Source organism: Streptodolium elevatio (assembly GCF_053592165.1).
On sequence record NZ_JBSFVE010000002.1, the window covers coordinates 611001 to 629627 of the forward strand.

At 74.0% G+C, this 18627-nt stretch carries 9 protein-coding genes and 1 pseudogene; 1 reads left to right on the top strand and 9 read right to left on the bottom strand.

Annotation, left to right across the window (positions count from 1 at the left end; translation table 11 throughout):
• Positions 1-574 precede the first annotated feature (574 nt).
• Positions 575-1648, bottom strand: coding sequence for a DUF2637 domain-containing protein (locus ACWD12_RS06895; protein ID WP_435839057.1), 1074 nt, complete (start codon positions 1646-1648; stop codon positions 575-577).
• 416 nt (positions 1649-2064) lie between these two features.
• Between ACWD12_RS06895 and ACWD12_RS06900 the strand changes: the two genes are divergently transcribed.
• Entirely contained in the window at positions 2065-2946 is an 882-nt protein-coding gene (locus tag ACWD12_RS06900; RefSeq protein ID WP_450098654.1) for a hypothetical protein, read from the top strand.
• Between the two features lie 491 nt (positions 2947-3437).
• Here the strand turns inward: ACWD12_RS06900 and ACWD12_RS06905 are convergent, their stop codons facing one another.
• The 8 genes and pseudogenes from ACWD12_RS06905 to cbiE all read right to left on the bottom strand — a co-directional run bounded on the left by ACWD12_RS06905 (position 3438) and on the right by cbiE (position 18534).
• Positions 3438-5402, bottom strand: coding sequence for a serine/threonine-protein kinase (locus ACWD12_RS06905; protein WP_450098655.1), 1965 nt, complete (start codon positions 5400-5402; stop codon positions 3438-3440).
• A gap of 100 nt (positions 5403-5502) precedes the next feature.
• Positions 5503-6357, bottom strand: a complete 855-nt coding sequence (locus ACWD12_RS06910; RefSeq protein ID WP_450098656.1) for a TrmH family RNA methyltransferase — start codon at positions 6355-6357, stop codon at positions 5503-5505.
• A complete protein-coding gene (locus ACWD12_RS06915; RefSeq protein ID WP_450098657.1) occupies positions 6354-7745 on the bottom strand; it encodes a uracil-xanthine permease family protein in 1392 nt (463 codons plus the stop codon). The genes ACWD12_RS06910 and ACWD12_RS06915 overlap by 4 nt, the downstream gene beginning before the upstream one ends.
• A 115-nt stretch (positions 7746-7860) precedes the next feature.
• Positions 7861-9099: a uroporphyrinogen-III C-methyltransferase gene (cobA, locus tag ACWD12_RS06920; RefSeq protein WP_450098658.1), complete on the bottom strand. Its 1239-nt coding sequence runs from the start codon at positions 9097-9099 to the stop codon at positions 7861-7863.
• Between the two features lie 92 nt (positions 9100-9191).
• Positions 9192-10904 (bottom strand): annotated as a pseudogene (gene cobT, locus ACWD12_RS06925) (nicotinate-nucleotide--dimethylbenzimidazole phosphoribosyltransferase); the annotation flags it as partial.
• A 4715-nt stretch (positions 10905-15619) separates the two neighbouring features.
• Positions 15620-16825 (bottom strand): Rv2231c family pyridoxal phosphate-dependent protein CobC, encoded by a 1206-nt coding sequence (cobC, locus tag ACWD12_RS06930; protein WP_450098659.1) that lies wholly within the window; start codon positions 16823-16825, stop codon positions 15620-15622.
• 66 nt (positions 16826-16891) lie between these two features.
• Positions 16892-17320: a cobalamin biosynthesis protein gene (locus ACWD12_RS06935; protein WP_450098660.1), complete on the bottom strand. Its 429-nt coding sequence runs from the start codon at positions 17318-17320 to the stop codon at positions 16892-16894.
• Positions 17320-18534, bottom strand: coding sequence for a precorrin-6y C5,15-methyltransferase (decarboxylating) subunit CbiE (gene cbiE, locus ACWD12_RS06940; protein WP_450098661.1), 1215 nt, complete (start codon positions 18532-18534; stop codon positions 17320-17322). The genes ACWD12_RS06935 and cbiE overlap by 1 nt, the downstream gene beginning before the upstream one ends.
• Positions 18535-18627: the final 93 nt, after the last annotated feature.

The following is an 18627-nucleotide window of genomic DNA, read 5'->3' on the forward strand; positions in this document are numbered from 1 at the left end:
GGGGCCTGAACGGCCGAACGCCGTCGGCAGCAGCCCGGCGCAAGCAACCCCCAATTGCCACATACGGGCGCGCAGGCGATCGAGGCGGCGCCGAGGAAGGTTCGCCGGATCCGGGGTGTTCGGTGCTTTGCATGGCCACACGCAGCCGGTGAGGTCTCCCAGCACCGCAATCGGCGCCCGGTGCGCAAGGCCCGATGCCCGGTGCGTGATCGACAGTTCGCCCCGTCCACCAACGGCCGTCTGTCACCGTGTTCTCCTGCCCGAGCCAACTCCCGCTCACTGGCTGCCCGCGCCGCATGCCAATCGGAACCGCCTGCAATTGCGCGCCAGGGCTGGGGGCTGACCGAGGACAGCGCACGCGCCCGCCGAGTACTGCGGTTCACGGCCACGGCAGTCTGTGCTGCTCGTGCCCTTCGGCTCCTGCTCCGCGCCTCCGACGCGGATGTGACGCACGGCCGTCACGCATGGATGCGCACTTACGCGAAGACGCAGGCACGCGAAGGCGCGGGTACGCGAAGGCGCCCTCCGCCCCGGGGAATCGGGTGGAGGGCGCCTTCCGCGTAACGGTGTCCGGTCAGCCGAACTGGCGTTCCAGATCCTTCAGTTTGCGCTCCAACGAGTCGAGGCGCGGCAGCGTCATCGTGTCGTCCTCGGCGGTGAGGTCGATGACGTCGCGTTCGCGTTCGGCGGCAGCTCCCTCGGTCGGCGCGGGAAGGGCAGGACGGCCCGCGGAGTGCGGGGCGTCGAGGGTGGAGGCTGCGGGGCCGGATGTGCTGTCGGCTATGGCCGGCTCCGAAACAGCTTCGGAGCCCCCACCTCCCGGCAGCGCCGCGATCTCCTGACGCGGGCCGGAACGGCCCCAATTGCGGCCGTCGCCACGGCTGATCGCCTTCAGCTGCGCGCGCTCGCGCTTGCTCTGCAGACGGCGCCGCTCCCGCGTGTCCTGCTTTGCACGGCGGTCGTCGCGGACCTCCTCGACGGCTTCGTCGAGCGTACGCACGCCCTCGAGCAGCATGAGCGACCAGGCCGCGTACGTCTCCCGCGGTGCGCGCAGCCAGCGGACGATGCGGATCTGCGGCAGCGGCCTCGGGATGAGGCCCTGTTCGCGCAGCGCCGCACGGCGCGTCTGCTTCAGCGCGCGGTCGAACAGCACCGCGGCGGACAGCGACATACCCGCGAAGAACTGCGGCGCGCCCGCGTGGCCGATGCCGCGCGGGGCGTGCACCCAGTTGAACCACGCCGAGGCACCCGCGAACGTCCAGACCAGGATGCGGGATCCGAGAGCCGCGTCGCCGTGGCTGGCCTCGCGCACGGCGAGGACGGAGCAGAACATGGCCGCGCCGTCGAGGCCGAGCGGTACCAGGTACTCCCAGCCGTCGGTCAGGCCGAGGTTCTCGCGGCCGAAGCCCATCAGGCCGCGGAACGACAGTGCGGCGGCGATGGCGGCGCAGCAGAAGAGCAGCGTGTACGACGCGATGCCGTACCAGAGCTCTTTCCGCCTTCGTCGCTCTTGATCGCGCTCCCAAGTGTCGTCGCCGGCCAGGGCCACTCCGGTGTCGCGCTTGGACCGCAGCAGGTACGCCACCAGTGCCACGAGGAGCACGAATTCGACCAGGCCGACGACGGCCCAGGCCAGGGGTACACCCATGATCTTCATGAAGCCGTTGTGCCTCACTTCCCATACCTGGTCCGGACCGCGGACGCCGGTCCCCCGTGAACCGAGCGAATCGGCGCGCGCCGGACCGGAGTTCGGAGCGTTCCCTGCGCGCCGGATCCCCCTCGTACGGCGCCCTATCTTGGCGGAAAATCCGCTCCGCGTATCCCGAACGGCGGAACAACCCCTGTGCGAGTGAATGGCGCTTCACCCTTGAGGGGCCTGTCCGCGTCCAATGGGCGCGTGGTGATGGGGCGGTCCGAAAACCGGTGCGGTCGGAAACCCGACCGCCCGACGATACAGCCGTTCGGGTGATGCGTGCGCCGCCGCACCGGCTCCCGCGCGTAAACGTCGGTGAAAACCGGATGACAAGCGGGTGCCGACACCTGGAACCTTGCCGCACAACGGACATGACGGACCCTCACCAGGACGGACGTGAAAAGCTGACCGGGATGACCGCGTACAACGGACTCAAGCTGCACCGCCGGACACTTCGCCTCGACGGCCGTTCCTACACGGTCCTGGGCCTGCGCCCGGGCACCGCGGAACGCTTCGCCGTCAACGAGTTCCACGGCACCTGGCACGTCGTCACCCACCGCGCGGGAGCACTCCTTTTGGGCTCCCTGCTTTGGGGCATGGCGCACCAACGCGCACAGAACACCGTCTTGGTCGTGGACCGGCCATTCCTGGACACGAATCCATTCGATGCGGAACCGTCACCGCCGATCGTGATCGCCCCCGCGCATTTGGCACCCTTCGGTGACCGAGCGGCCCGCGAACTCCGGCGCCGTCTACCGCTTTCCACGCCCTCCGAAGGCACGGTCCGATTGCACACCCCCGGATACGCGGAGGCGCTCGCCGACACCCAGGCATGGTTCCGCAACCGTCCGCCTCGGCACTTCCACGGCTACGACGAGCGGCACCGCCGCCCGGTGATCGGCGTCCGCGCGGGACTGCTCGTGCTGCCCGGCACCGCGGAGTGGCTGCGCGAATGGGCGGTGGAGATCGGTCCGCTGGACCCGGCGCGGCCCGGAGCGGCATCCGGTCTCGGCATGGTGTACGACTGCATCCACACCGATTTCAGCCTGGAAGTCCAGGTGTTCGACAACTATCACGACCGCGTCACCGCGGCCCGCCTGGCCCGCGAACAACTCGAGTCGGACCCGGCGGCGCCGAAGGACCCCGACAGCCTGCACCCCCTCGTCTGGGACCGCGGCACAACCATCCACACCCGCATGCGCCGCAACCGGACAGCACGCCGCCCCCGTTCGGCGCCCCGCACCACGCCCTGACGCACGCCCCTGCACTACTCCTTCTTCACCAGCCGACACAATCCGCCTGCGCGTAGAAGAAGGCGATCGCCACCGTCCGCGCATCGTCGACGCGACCGAGACCCGCGGCCCGGTACGCAAGCACCAGCAAACCCGCCCGGGACGGCGATATGGCAGCCGAGCAGGCGCATCGACACCACCTGGGTCGCGTTCGCCGCGCACCGCAGTTCGGCGGAAGTGGCTGTTCTCGGCCGCCTCCGCCAAGAGTGCGCAGCGCGGTCCCGCGTACCCGCTGATCTCCAACCGGCGCCGATGCGGCGTCGGTGGCGGCGTGTCCGGCTCCGAGGTCGGCGGCACGTCCCTCCCGCCATGCCGTGCGGACCTGTTCCTCCGCCGCTGTGAAACCTCCACCGCCCCCCTCCGCCCCCAGTCGTGCCCATCGCCGGCGCCTGCGCGTGCCGGCCGCGCACCGGCGTGGCACCCTGCCCCGCCTGGGAGTTCGCCGATCGGGGTCAGGTGCGCAGGGCGCGTTCGAGGGCGAAGGTGCCGGCTACGGCGGCGGCGATGAGGCAGGGCGCCATCTGCTCGGCGGTGACGGCGGTGAGGTCGGTCCATGTGTCGTGGTCGCGTCCGCCGGGGCGGGAGGCCACCAGGATCGCGGCCACGGACCACTTGAGTGCCGTGGCCAGCGCCCATCCGCCCAGGATCCCGGCGGCCACGCGGTACGGCCGCGCGAGGCCGCCGACCAGCAGGACGATGCCGGTCATCGCCACGCCCATGACGCGCGCCGATCCCTCGGGCGCGGTGACCAGGACGGACGCGGAGCCAAGCAGCGCGCACACGAGCGCCGCCACGGTGGCCCCCGGCCGCGGGCGCAAGCGCGCCCGGTACAGCAGCAGGAGCGCGGCGAACATGCCGGTCGCCCACGCTGCCAGGTACGGGGCGTAGTCGAGGATCGCGTGCACGCCGTCCTCGCCGGTCGGGACCGCGGTACTGCGGATCGCGACGCCGTCGACGAGCCAGACGGCGGCTCCGCCGGTGAGCAGCGCGGCCGCGGTCTCGGCGTGCCGGTCCGAGAACGCCAGGCGTGCCGCGATCAGCACAAGGAGGAACGGCAGATGGGTCGCGGCGAGCATGACGGCAAGCAGCCCGCTGTCCTTCGGAAGGCCTTCCGCCACGAACATCCAGTCGAGCACCCGGACATCGGAGTCCGCCGCGTCGGTTCCCCCGCGCGACGGGTCCGGTTCCGTACCGAATGCCGCACCCATCTCCCAGGACTCCCACGGCTGCGCGGCGAAGCCGGCGGATTCGCTGCCCAGGGGCACCGTGTGGAACTCCAGGGTGGCCCACGACGCGATCCAGGTGACGACCACCGCCAGGGCCGCGAGCCCGACGAGGACCAACGCGCCGCGTCGGCGTACCGGTTCGCGACCGGGCCTGGATGCGGGTGCCTTGGCGGCCGTCCCGGTCCGGACCCCGCTCCCCGGGAGGTACCCGGCCTCCGCGCGGGAGGCGGCGGACCCGGGCACCGGGACCACCGGTCCGGGCACGACGCCGGGCGGGAGTTCGAGTGTCGAGTGCCGCGGCGGGAGCGACGGCAGCGGCGGGAGCGGGGTGGTCGGTGCCGAACTGGCGTTCGCAACCCCGGTATCCGAGGAAGGCGCGGGCAGGGCCAGTGGCCGCCCGCCGCGTACGCCGCCGAGCGCGTGCAACACGCCGTCGACGTCCATGCGGTCGGCCGGGTCCTTCGCCAGCAGCGCTTCGATGACCGGGCCGAGGAGGTCCCCCGCGTGCGGGGCCTGTGGCACCGGGTCGGTGATGACCGCGGCGACGATCGCGACGATGCCGTCCCCGTCGAACGGCGCGGCTCCCTCGACCGCGTGGTAGAGCGTGGCGCCCAACGCCCACAGGTCGGACGCCGGTTCGGGGTGGCCGCGGATCTGCTCGGGGGCCATGTATGCGGGGGTCCCGACGACGGTGCCGGTCCACGGGCTGTCGTCGAGGCGGCGGGCGATGCCGAAGTCGGCCAGTTTCACCCGGTCGCCGGGCAGCAGCATGACGTTCTCGGGCTTGATGTCGCGGTGCACGATGCCGAGCCGGTGCGCGGCGGCGACGACTTCGGCGAGGCGGCGGCCGATCACGGCGACGCGGTCCGCGGACAGCGGGCCGTAGGTGTCGACGACGGCGGCGAGGGTCGGGGCCTGGACGTACTCCATGACGATGTAGACGTCGGCCCCGTCCCGCACCACGTCGTGCACGGTGACCGCGCCGGGGTGGTTGAGGCGGGCGGCGGCCCGGGCCTCGCGTACCAGGACCTCGCGGATCGCCGGGTCGCCCTGGATCGTGGGCGCGTGCAGGCACTTGACCGCGACGGGGCGGCCGAGCACGGTGTCGGTGGCGTGCCAGACGACACCCATGCCGCCGCGTCCAAGCTCCTGGTGGAGTTCGAACCGTTCGGCCAGCAGCCGTTCGCTCACCTCCGCCGCCTTTCGCCACCCGCGGTCGGACTGTTGCCCGCTGCGTCAATTGTGGTGGTTCGGACAGGAGTTGGTCAGTACTTCGGTGGCGAGAGGACGGTCAGCTCTTCGGGCGGGTGGCGTAGAAGACGACGGCCGAGGCGGCGGCGACGTTGAGCGAGTCGATTCCGGCGGCCATCGGGATGCGCACCCACTCGTGGGCGGCGTCGAGCGCGCCGCGGGACAGGCCGTGGCCTTCCGAGCCGAGCACGAGCGCGCATCGTTCGAACTGTTCGGGCGGCAACTCGTCGAGGGGCTTGGCCCGTTCGTCGGGGGTCATGGCAAGTACGCGGTACCCCGCGTCGCGCAACACGGCCAGGCCGGAGGGCCATTCGGCGAACCGCGCGTACGGCACCGAGAAGACCGCCCCCATCGACACCTTGACCGCGCGGCGGTAAAGCGGGTCCGCGCAGTCCGGCGAGAGCAGGATCGCGCCGATGCCAAGTGCGGCCGCGCTGCGGAACGCCGCGCCGAGATTGGCGTGGTCGACGAAGCCCTCGAAGACCGCGATCCGCCCCGGGCCGGTCTGACCGGCTGCGGCCGACGGGCCGGCGAGGCCCAGGAGTTCGGCGGGCTCGGGCAGCGGCTTGCGCTGCATGGACGCGAGCGCACCGCGGTGTACGTGGTAGCCGGTGACGCGTTCCACGATCTCGGGCGCGGCGACGTACACCGGCGCGCCGGACTCGGCGGCGAGTGCGACGACGTCGGCCATCGTGTCGAGCCACCGCTCGGTCAGCAGCATCGACCGCAGCGGGTGCCCGGTGTCCAGGGACCGCCGGATGACCTTGTCGCCCTCGGCCATGAACAGGCCCTCGGCGGGCTCGCGGCGGCGGCGCAGCTCGACGTCGGTGAGGTTCGTGTAGTCGGTCAGGCGCGGGTCGTCCGCGTCCCCGATGCGTACGATCGGCCCGGTCATGCGCGCTCCCCGCCCGGTTCGGAGGTGCCGCCGGGGACCGCCGCGTCGACGAGCGGCGGCTCGCTCTTGAGGTGCGGCGGGGCGAACAGCCGCAGTACGTGGTAGCCGACGATGGTCACGATGGTACCGAGGGGGATGCCGTCGAGCTGGAAGTCGTCGGTGAACTCGAGGGACACGTTGCCGATGCCGATGATGACGCCGGCGGCGATCGGCACGAGGTTGAGCGGGTTGCCGAGGTCGACCTTGTTCTCGTGCCAGATCTTCGCGCCGAGGAGGCCGATCATGCCGTACAGCACGACCGTGATGCCGCCGAGCACGCCGCCCGGGGTGGCCGCCACGACGGCCCCGAACTTCGGACACAGCCCGCACAGGATCGCGAACGCGGCCGCGGCGAAGTAGGCGGCCGTGGAGTAGACCCGGGTCGCGGCCATGACCCCGATGTTCTCGGCGTACGTCGTGGTCGCCGGCCCACCGACGGACGTGGACAGCACGGACGCGGCGCCGTCGGCCGCGATGGCCCTGCCCAGTTCGGGGTCGAGGTCGTCGCCGGTCATCTCCGCGACGGCCTTGACGTGGCCGGCGTTCTCGGCGATCAGCGCGATGACGACGGGCAGCGCGAGCAGGACGGCGGAAAGCTTGAAGTCGGGCGCGTGCAGGCTCGGCAGGCCGAACCAGTCGGCGGAACCGACGCCGGAGAAGTCGACGCGGTTGTGGTCGGTCACCTCCCCCGAGGCGGTCGCGGAGTTGATCTCGCCGAACACGCGGTCGAACAGCCAGGAGGCGGCGTACCCGAACACCAGGCCGAGGAACACCGCGATCCGCGACCAGAATCCGCGCATGACGACCATTGCGACGAGTGTGAACGCCATGGTCAGCAGAGCGATCCACTGGTCCTGCGGCCAGTACGTGCGGGCCACGACCGGCGCCAGGTTGAACCCGATGATCATGACGACGGCGCCGGTGACCACCGGCGGCAGCACCGCGTGCACGATGCGCGCGCCCAGCGCGTGCACGACGAGCCCCACCGCGAGCAGCACCACGCCGACGACGAGCATCGCGCCCGTCACGGTCTGCACGCTGCCGCCGGCCGCTTTGATGGACGCCGCGACCCCCACGAACGACAGGCTCGACCCCAGGTAACTGGGGATGCGCCCGCGCGTGATGAGCAGGAACATCACCGTGGCGACGCCGGAGAGCATCACCGCGAGGTTCGGGTCCAGCCCCATCAACACCGGGGCCACGAACGTCGCCCCGAACATCGCGACGACATGCTGCGCGCCGAGCCCCGCCGTGCGTCCCCACGACAACCGCTCGTCCGGCCGCACCACTTCTCCTGGCGCCGGGGTCCCCCCGTCCCCGTGCAGCCGCCAGCCGAGGCCGAACGCCATGAACCGCTCCTTGCCGAATCAGAAGACCGCGTACCTACCGCGCACACCGTACCGACGAAGATCGATTCGGCCGCGACCCGGTGCGCGGGCGAGCCTCACGACGAGGCGGTCCGGCCTACCGGGCTCCGGCGATCTCGTCGGCGACGGCCACGACGTCGCCGATGACGACGATGGCCGGAGGACGCATGCCGTGCTCCCGGGCGTCGGCCGCGGCGGCGGCAAGAGTGGTACGCAGCACGCGCTGCGTCGCCATCGTGCCCTCCTGGACGATCGCCACCGGGGTGTCCGCGGCACGGCCGTGCGAGACGAGGGTGTCCGCGATGGCGCCGAGACGTTCCATCGCCATGAGCAGGACGAGGGTGCCGCGCAGGCGCCCGAGCGCGGGCCAGTCCGTCAGGGACTGGGGGTTGTCGGGGGCCACGTGCCCGGAGACGACCGTGAACTCGTGGGCCACGCCGCGGTGCGTCACCGGAATGCCCGCGATGGCCGGGACCGAGATCGCGCTCGTGATGCCCGGCACCACCTCGACCGGGATGCCGGCCCGCGCACACGCGATGGCTTCCTCGAAGCCGCGGCCGAAGACGTAGTTGTCGCCGCCCTTCAGACGCACGACGAACTTGCCCGCGGACGCGTGCCTGATGATCTCCTCGTTGATCGCCTCCTGGGCCATCGCCCGGCCGTAGGGGATCTTCGCGGCGTCGATCACCTCGACGTCGGAAGGCAGTTCGTCCAGCAGGGCGCGCGGCCCGAGGCGGTCGGTGATCACGACGTCGGCCTCGGCCAGCAGGCGGCGGCCGCGCACGGTGATGAGGTCCGGGTCGCCGGGCCCGCCGCCGACCAGGGCCACCCCGGCCCGCTTGGCGCGGTAGTGCGCCGCACCGAGCGTGCCCTCGCGCAGCTCCTCGAGCACGCGGTCGCGGACCGCGGCGGCGCGGCGCGGGTCGCCGCCCGCCAGCACCGCGATCTGCAGGCCGTCGTGCCGTCCGCTCGCCGGGGTCCAGGCGCTGGCGTGCGAGGCGTCGTCGGAGCGCACGCAGAAGATCCGGCGCGCCTCGGCGTCCGCCTCGACGGCGGCGTTCACCGCCGGGTCGTCGGTGGCGGCGATGACGTACCAGGCGCCGTCCAGGTCCTCGCCCCGGTAACCGCGCCGCTCCCAGCGCAGCTCGCCGTCGTCGGCCATCGCCTCGACGGACGGCGTGGCCTCCGGCGCGACGACCAGCACATCGGCCTTCGCGTCGACGAGCCCGGGCAGTCTGCGGCGGGCGACCGTGCCGGCCCCCACCATGACGACCCGGCGGCCGGCGAGCCGGAGGCCCGCGGGGTAGGCCGGGACGTCGTCGTACTTCGGGGACATGGCGCTCTTTCTCACTATCCGTCGGAACCCGGGCCGGTGCGGCCCCGGGCCGCACCGCGCGGGACGGGGACACGCCCCGCGCGGTGGGCGGGTCAGCCCGTCTTGCCGCTGACTCCGGCGGAGTCGAACGTCGCCACATCGTGCATCACGCGGGCCGCACTCTGCACCAGGGGGAGGGCCAGGACGGCCCCGGTTCCCTCGCCCAGCCGCAGTTCCAGCTCGACCAGCGGGCGCAGCCCCAGCTTCGCGAGCGCGGCGGCGTGCCCCGGCTCGGCGGAGCGGTGGCCCGCGATGCAGGCCGCCAGCGCGTCCGGCGCGATGCGGTGCGCGGCCAGAGCCGCGGCCCCCGCGATCACACCGTCGAGCACCACCGGTGTACGCATCGCCGCGCCGCCGATGATGAACCCGGCCAGCGCGGCGTGCTCCAGCCCGCCGACCGCGGCCAGCACCCCGATCGGGTCGTCGGGGTCCGGCGCGTGCTTGGCGAGCGCGGCCCGGACGACCTGCACCTTGCGGTCGTGGGTGCTGTCGTCGATGCCGGTGCCGCGGCCGGTCACCTCGGCGGCGTCCGTGCCGGTGAACACCGCGATCAGCGCCGCCGACGCGGTCGTGTTCGCGATGCCCATGTCGCCGGTGAGGAGGCAGCGGTTCCCGGCGGTCACCAGGTCGCGCGCCGTCTCGATGCCGACCTCTATGGCACGCATGACCTCCTCGCGCGACATAGCGGGGCCCTGCGTCATGTCGGCGGTACCCGGGCGCACCTTGCGCGGCAGCAGGCCGGCCCCCACCGGGAGCTCGGACGCGACGCCGACGTCCACGACGCAGACCTCGACGCCGATCTGCCGGGCGAACGCGTTGACGACCGCGCCGCCCGCGAGGAAGTTCTGCACCATCTGCGCGGTGACTTCCTGCGGCCACGGCGACACGCCCTGCGCGTGCACCCCGTGGTCGGCGGCGAACACCGCCACCGCGGCAGGCTCCGGGACCGGCGGCGGACAGGTCCGCGACAGACCCGCCAGCTGCGCCGAGATCATCTCCAGCACGCCGAGCGAGCCGGCGGGCTTGGTCATCACCTTGTGCCGGTCCCAGGCTGCGCTGAGCGCCTTGGCGTCCAGCGGCCGCACCGAGCGGATCGTCTCGTCGAGCAGGCGTACGGGGTCCTCGCCGGGCAGCCCGCGCCGCCCGTACTCCTCCTCGTGCACCACCCACGACAGCGGACGCTGCTTCGCCCAGCCGGACTGCCCGAGCTCCGGCTCGTCGGGGAACGCGTCGACGTAGCCGACACACAGGTACGCGACGATCTCCAGGTGCTCGGGAAGCCCGAGCGCATGGCTGAGCTCGCGCTCGTCGAAGAAGCTGACCCAGCCGACGCCGAGGCCCTCCGCGCGGGCCGCGAGCCACAGGTTCTCGACCGCGAGCGCACTCGAGTACGGGCCCATCTGCGGCTGCGTGTGGCGTCCGAGGGTGTGCCGGCCGCCGCGCGTCGAGTCCACCGTCACCACGATGTTGACCGGCGTCTCGAGGATCGCCTCGGTCTTGATGCCGAGGAACTGCTTGGCCCGGGCCTTGGGCAGCGACGCGGCGTACGCCTCCCGCTGCCGAGCGGCGAGCCGCTGAACGCCCGCGCGGGTCTCCTCGTTGCGGATCACGACGAAGTCCCACGGCTGCGAGAAGCCGACGCTGGGCGCGTGGTGGGCGGCTTCCAGGACGCGGATGAGGACCTCGTCGGGAACCGCGTCGGAGCGGAAGCCGGTGCGTACGTCGCGGCGCTCGCGCATGACGCGGTGCACCGCCTCGCGGTCGGACTCGCCGTAGCCGGGCGCGGGGTCGGTCCCGACGTCGGTCGTGCCTTCGCTCGCGGTGTCGATCTCGGTTTCGCCCTCGGTCTCGGTCTCGGTCTCGTTGTCCGTGTCCGTGTCCGTGTCCGTGCCCGTGTCCGCGTCGTCTTCGGGTCCGGGGCCGGTTTCGCCGTCGGCTTCGATTTCGGCTGCTTCGGCGCGGGGCCCGTCCTGCGACGGGGCGGCGGCCGGCCCCGCCTCGGGTGCGGGGTCCGACGCGGCCGTGCCGTCCGCCGGGGTGCCCGCCTCGGCGGCAGGCGCCGGAGCGGCGTCCTGGCCGGCCTCCTGCGGGGCAGGTGCGACCGCATGTGCCCTCGGCGCCCGCGCGGCGTCGGGCTGGACGGGCGCCGCCTGGGTGGGGCCGGGGTGCGCGGGAGGCTGCGGGACGGAACTACCCGCGGCCGCAGGCGTCTCTTGCTGCTGACCACCCTGCGGGGCGGCATGCGCGGGCGCTGGGGCGGACGCCGCCTGCTCCTCAGGCTGCCCCTCGGACGGTACGGCGGGCGACACGGCAGGCCCCGGGGCACCGACCTGGGCCGGAGCGGCGGCCGCGGCCTGTGCCGGGCCCGGTGTGGCCTCGGCTGTCTGCGAAACAGCAGACTGGGCGGCGGTGGGCTGCGGAACGGTGGGCTGCGGGACAGCGGACCCTGGTCCGGCGTCGCCCGGTGCGGAAGCGGCGGCGGGCTGCGCCGGCTCGCCCTGGGGAACCGCCGCCAGGCGGACCCGCCTACGACCGCGAACGGCCTCGGCGCCCTGCTCGGCGGAAGACGCCGCGACCGCGCCGGGAGAGGCCTGCTGCTCGGCAGGCGTACCGGCCGGTGCCGCCTGACCGGGGGTTGCTGCGGTAACCGGGGTGTCCGTCACGTCTTCCTTGCCCGTCTTGCCGACGTCACCTGTGTTGCCTGTGTCGCCTGTCGTACTGGTCGTGCCGGGGCTGCTCGGGACACTGCCCGCCGGTGCCGACGCGGCGCCGGGAACCGGGACCACCGGCGGAACGGGGATGGGCCCCTGGTGTGCCGGCGCGACCGGCACACCGGCCGCGGGCGTTGCCGCCACCGGGATGCTCTGTGCGGGTGCGGGTGCGGCGCCTGCCTGACCATCGGCCTGTGCCGGTACGGCAGTGGGCACGGGGGCCGGGGCTGGAGCGGGCGCGGGGGCCGGAGCCGGGGCGGGCGCGGGAGCCACGCCCGCCTGGCGCGCCCGGCGCGCGGCGACCCGGCCTGGGGGCGGAAGGGTCGGAGCGCCGCCGGCTGCGACCGGCGGAACGGCATTTGCCCCGGCCGGGCCCGCGGCGGCACCCGGGACCGGCTGCCGGACACCGGCATTCGGCCCCTCGGCAGGCGCGGTGGCACCCTGGGCACCTTGTGCGGCCTGTGCTGCCTGTGCCGCGGGGCTAGTTGCCCCGTCGGCCGGGTTGGTGTCGCCGGCCGACGCCGACGGCATCGCCGGGTTGTCCTGCCCGGCGGTTTCGGCGACCGCGGCGGGAGTTGCCTCGGCCTGAACGCTCTCCCCCGGCTGTGCGGGGACGGTCGCGGCAGGTGTCCGCGTTGCCGATTCCGGCGCGGGCGGACCCGCGGCCGGGGCGGCGGCGTCAGCCGTGGCGGGCAGGTTCACCACGTTCGCGCCTTCGGGACCGAAGGTGGCGCCCTGCGGCGAAACAGGGCCCGTTGCGGCAACTGCCGGGCCCGAGGCTCCTGCTGTCTCGCGCTGCGGATCGTTCGCCGCCGGCTCCTGGACCGGGACCTGACGGGTACGCCCGCGGGGCCGTACGCCGCTGATCCGCGTACGCGACGGCGAAGCAGCCTGTCCCGTCGCCGAGTTGTCCGCCGCGGAAGCCGGAGAAGGCGTGCCCGCAGCAGTTGCGGCGGCTGCGGCCGGTGCCGCGGGCGCCTGCTGGGCAGGCGGCTCGACGGCGGCGGGCGCCGACGGGGGTTGTACGGCTTGCGGCTGTACGGCCTGCGACTGCGGGTCCGGCGTACCGGAACTCGGCGCCACAACCTCAGCGGGAGCCGGCACGGCCGGGGCGCTCGGGGTGTTGGGGGTGTTCGTGGCCTCGGGCGCGTCCGCCTGGGCGGTCTCGGCGCCTCGCGCGCGCAGGTTGCGCGAGCGTACGCCGCGAGGCGCGGCCGCGTCCGGGTCGGCAAACGCGGCCGTACGCATGCGGCGCGGCGAGCCCGCGGCTTCGGCCGCGGGCTCTGCGGCGCCGGTCGGAACCGCCTGCTGCGGCGCCGGCGCGGCGGTCTCGGCGACGCCCGGCTGCTCGGCGGCAGGGGGTGTCGGCGTGGCCGTGGGCGTGGAAGTGGCGAATGCGGCCTGTTCGGTCGGCGTCGGAGCCATCGGCGCGGATCCGGCCGGCGCTGCCCCCGCCTGTACCGGGTTTGCCGCAGCCGACTCGCCCGGTCCGTCCTCTACGGAGGCAGGCTGCGCCGACTCCGCGGGAGCCGCGGCGGGCGGAGTCTCCTGCGCCGGAGTCGGCTGCGCGGGGCCCGCCTGGGCGACGTCGCCGGACTGCACCGGGCCGACCGGCGGCGGCGGAATCCGCGGGACATCCGAACCCGGCGAGTTGGCACCGGTGTTCGCGCCCGCGGGCGGCGGGGCCTGATGCGAGGCGGCATCCGGGACCGGTCCGGAGGCCGGCCCCGTGGTCGCCGGCGGCGCGGCCGCCGGTGCCGCGTCAGCGGCGGGAGGCGTCAGACGGGCCGTGACCTCGGCAATGGGCTGTGCGGGGATTGCCGCCTCTTGTGCGCGTTGGGCACCTTGCACACCCGGGACACTCTGCGCACTTTGCGCGCTCTGCGCACCTTGCGCGCCCTGGGCGCCCGGCGCCGCATCGCCTGACGGGGCCCGCGCGGCCTGGTACTGCGCGGACGCGGGGCCTCGGCCCACCCGGCGCTGCCGCCGGGGCGGGAGCGTCGTCCGCGGCCCCTGCGTGAGCGGGGCTCCTCCGGACATCGCCTGGACCGGCTGCGACTGCGGCGATCCGGACGGCTGATGCGGTAGTTGCACCTGTCCGGACGCGTCCCCGCCGGGCGTCGTGAACGTCACCTCGGCGGAGGCCAAGGCGCCGGAGTGGTGCGGGTTCTGATGTTGCGGAGGCACCGCGACCGGCCCGGACCCACCGGGCAGCGGGTCACCGGGGCCGCCCGGCGGAACCGTTCCGGGGCGTACGCCGGATGCCGGGATGGCGGTGCCCGGCATCCCCGCCTGGGCGGCACCGCTGTCGGTCGCCTGCGGGGCAACCGCCGATGCCTGCCCGGGAATCTGCTGCGGAGCCGACTGAGGGCCCGGCTGGGGGGCGGCGTGTGAACCCGGCTGCGGGAACGCCTCCTGAGCCTGGGACCGCGGTTGGGCCTGCGGCTGCTGCTCCGTCTGTCCCTCGGCACGGACACCACCCGCAGCGTCGGCGGCCGGAGGCGTCTGCGCCTGCGGAGCCGCCGGCTGCTGCGCGGGCAAGTGAGGCTGCGGTTGGGGCTGGTGCCGGACCGGCTGCGGCCCCGGGGCCTGGCCCGGACCGTGCGGCTGTGCCTGGCCCGGGCCGAACTGCTGCGGTGACGCGGGCGCGCCGGCCTGCGGGACCCCCGGCTGCACCGGCGTGAGGCCCGACTGCGGGACCGGAGCCGCGGCAGCGGCCGACATGCGGTCGGCGAGCGAGCGTACGGGGCCCGATGTCGGCCCGGTCCCCGCGTGCGGCACCGCGCCGAGCGCGCCCGATCCGGCCTGGTCCCCCGGTGCGCCGCCGAACTGCGGTACGCCCTGCGGCGGGACGGGTTGCGGGCCGCCGAACTGCGGTGCCGCCGCGGGCTCCGCGGCCTGCGGCATCCCGGGGTATGCGGCACCCGGTACGTCGGCGCCGCCGTATGCCGCCGGACCGGCGGCCGGGTCGAACTGCGGTTGGCCGACATGGGGGGTCACGGGTCCGAGCTGCGACGAGGGCCCCTGAGGGCCGCCGAACTGCGGTGCGCCGGGCGCCTGGCCACCGCCCGGGACCGGGCCGCCGGGCTGCGGCATGCCGGGCTGCGGAACGCCTTGCGAGGCCGCGTCCATCGGCTGAGGGTGCACCGGCTCGGGCCGCGTCGCGGGGGACGGCGCCCCCGCGTGCGGTGCGGCAGGCTGTGTGGTCTGCGGCGGCTGCGGCATGTGCTGCGGCACGACGTACTGCGGCGCGTCGTGCTGCGCCGGGGCGGTCTGCTGAGGCGACGCGTGTTGCGGCACAGCACTGTGCGGCACAGCGCTTTGCGGCACGGCAGCCTGCGGCACACCGGCCTGGGAAACACCAGGCTGCGCAACTCCAGGCTGCGCCAAGCCGTGTTGCGGAACGCCGGGCTGCGGAAGTCCGGACTGCGGAACACCCGGCTGCGGCACCCCAGGCTGGACCATGCCGGACTGGACCATACCGGGCTGCGGCGCCATCGGCCGCTGCTGCGGCGCCGCCGGCCGGCCCGGGAGCCCCTCTCCCTCGACCGGCGCCTGGGCCGCGTACTGCCCCGACTCCGGCGACGGCACCTCGGCCCAACCGCCCTGCGGCCCCGGCATCAGCAGCGCGTCGTCGTCGTCCAAGTCGTCGAGATCGCCGAGGTCGTCGACGCCGGGGTACGCGTACGCCGGGCCCGGAGCGCCGGGGTGACCCGGCCCGCCGTCCATGCCCTGCGGCCCCTGAGCTGAACGAATCTCGTCCGGCTCGCTCATGTCGTCAACACTCCCTCTAGTGCAGCCGTGAAGGCTGTTGTCGTGGCACGGTCCCGTACCGCTATCCGGAGCCAGTCCGGGCCGAGGCCCGGAAAGGTGTCGGCCCTGCGGACCGCGAAGCCCCGCTCGCGCAGGAGTTCGCGGACCTTGAGGCCGTCCTCGACGTGCGCCAGCACGAACGAGGCACGGGGTTCGACGGGGAGCCGGACCCCGGGTATCGCCCGCAGTCTTTCGACAAGGAACGCCCGATCTGTCGCGAGCGTAACGGCCGAGGCGGACGCGCGGGCCAGGGCGTCGGGGCCGCTGCACGCCTCGGCCGCGACGAGTGCGGGAGTCGACACCGACCACAGCGGCTGCGCTTCCACGCAGCGTCGTACCAGGTCGGAGGGGGCGAGCAGGTAGCCGATGCGGAGGCCTGCCAAGGCCCAGGTCTTGGTGAGGCTGCGGACGACGACGAGGCCTGTGAGGTCGCGTCGTTCGGCAAGGCTTTCGGGTTCGCCGGGGACGGTGTCGGCGAACGCCTCGTCGACGACGAGGACGCGCCCGGGGCGGGCCAGTGCGGCCAGCGTCTCGGCGCTGTGCAGGACGGATGTCGGGTTGGTGGGGTTACCGATCACCACGAGGTCGGCCTCCTCCGGGATACGTGCCGGGTCCAGGCCGAAGCCCTCCCGTTCGGTGAGGAGGACCCGACGCACAGTATGCCCGGCCGCCCGCAGCGCGGCCTCCGGTTCGGTGAACTGGGGATGCACGACCACGGTGTGACGCGGGGTCAGCGCGCGGGCGAGCAGGACGAACGCCTCCGCGGCGCCCGCGGTGAGCAGGACTTCGTCCACCGGGCGCCGGTGCCGGGCCGCGACCGCGGCGCGCGCGGCGGTGGGGTCGGGGTACGCGGCGAGGCGCGTGAGGCTTTCGGCGATGCGTTCGGTCAGCCAGGCCGGGGGTGCGCTGCCGCGCACGTTGACGGCGAGGTCGACGAGGCCCGGGGTGGCTTCGCGGTCCCCGTGGTGGCGCAGGTCGACGTCGGCGGCGCGGGCGTCCTCGTTCGGGGAGTCTGCGGTGGCGTACGCGGGCGCGGGCAGTGTGTCGTCGGTGGTGCGCATATGCCCTGTGCCCGTGCCCCTGCCCTGCGTCGTGCGGTCCGCCGTCGTACCGTCGGCGTCCATCATGCTGGTGACTATGCCGGTGCCGGTCGGCGGGGTCATCGGAATGATCACAACCCCGCCCCCTCTGATCGTTTCACTGACCGACAGCCGCCGTCTTGCGCTCGTTCATGTCCGGTTCCCACCAACCCGATGGCATGCAACGGCAATCGTGCACATAGATGGCCGCCGCCTGCTGCGGGTTTTGGCAATCAGCAGCTCACCGCCGCGTGTTGCGGCGAGTGCCGCGGCCTCGGCGACGCTCGGCGTGCCGACCGCGGCCGCCACCGTGGGCGACGGGTGCGGCACGGCGACCGCCGCGAGCACCTCGGCGGCGTAGTCCAGCAGTTCGGCGCCCAGTCCCTCGGCAAGCGCGCGAACCGCCGGTTCGTCGCGTTTCGTGGCTACGGTCGCCACCGTGACCACCTCGGCGGCCGACAGCCCGGCGTCCGCAAGTGCGGCGCGGAGCGTCTCGTCGATCTCCGCATATGCGACGCCGCGCGACGCCCCCACGCCGACGACGAGTCGGGCGTTTCCCGACAGAACCGGACTGGCCATTACAACCGTTCGCCCCACAGCACGAACACCGGGTCGTCCGGCACGAGTCGGTGGGCAAGCCCGCTGACGGGCGCCAGACGCGAGGACTGCAGCAGCGTGCCGTCCACGGCGTACCCGGCGCCGGTGAGCGCGCCGTGCACCGCCCCGACGGCCTCCAGGGCGGGCAGCACGGTCACCACGCGCTCGGGGCGGCGGGCCGCGCACGCGGCGACCACCTCGACTCCGCCGCCGCCGACGAACGCGGTGTCGGGGTCGGGCATCCGGGACAGCGCCTCGGGCGCGGTGCCGGGGACGACGTGGATCTCCACGCCGTAGCGCGCGGCGTTGGCGGAGATGTGCTCGCAGCCGACCGGGTCGCGGTCGACGGCGATCACGGCGGCGCCCTGCCGGGCGATCTCGACGCTGAGCGCGCCGCTGCCCGCGCCGATGTCCCAGACGAGGTCGCCGGGCGTGGGGCCGAGCCTGCCGAGGACGACGGCGCGTACCTCGGGACGCAGGGTGGCGGCGTCGGTGCTGTCGTACGCGTCCTCGTCGAGGCCCCAGCCGCGCACCGGGCCGGGGAAGTTCGAGCGCTGCCCGGCGATCCAGCCCGCGGGGGCGGACGTGACGGGGTTCGGACCGACGACGATGACGACGTTGGGATCGGACCATGTGCGGTCGGCCGCCTTGTCGGCGGCCAGCATCGTGACCTCCTCCTGGTCCGTACCGAGGTTCTCGCAGACCACGAAGGTGCGCGGCACGTCGCCCAGCATCAGGCCGAGTTCGGCCGGGCCCGAGCCGGGGCCGGTGAGCACCGCGACCTTGCCGTACGCGCGGCACACGTTCACCGCCCGCCGGAGCTCGCGGCCGTGGGCGCTGACCACCTTGGCGTCGTCCCAGGGCATGGCGGCGCGCGCGAAGGCGTGGGCGACCGACGACACCGCGGGCACGATCTCGAGTTCGAGGCCGTACTCGGGGCGGCGCAGTATGCGGACGATTCCGAAGAACCCCGGGTCGCCCGACGCCACGACGACGGCGCTGCCGCGGTGCTCGCTGATCCGGCGGGCGGCGACGTGGACATTGCCCATGACGACGCGCTCGGCGGACTCCGGGACGTCCACCGCGTCCAAGTGCCGGGCGCCGCCCGCCACGAGGGTGGCCGAGGCGAGCGCGGCCCGGGCGGGACCGGACAACGGCGCACCGTCGTACCCGATCACGGTCACCCTGTCTGCCATATGCCTACCGTCCCGTTCCGTGCGTTTTGCTCCGTACCGCCACCCGGTCTCACGGGGCACGACGTGTTCCGGCCGTGCGAGGTTCCCGACACG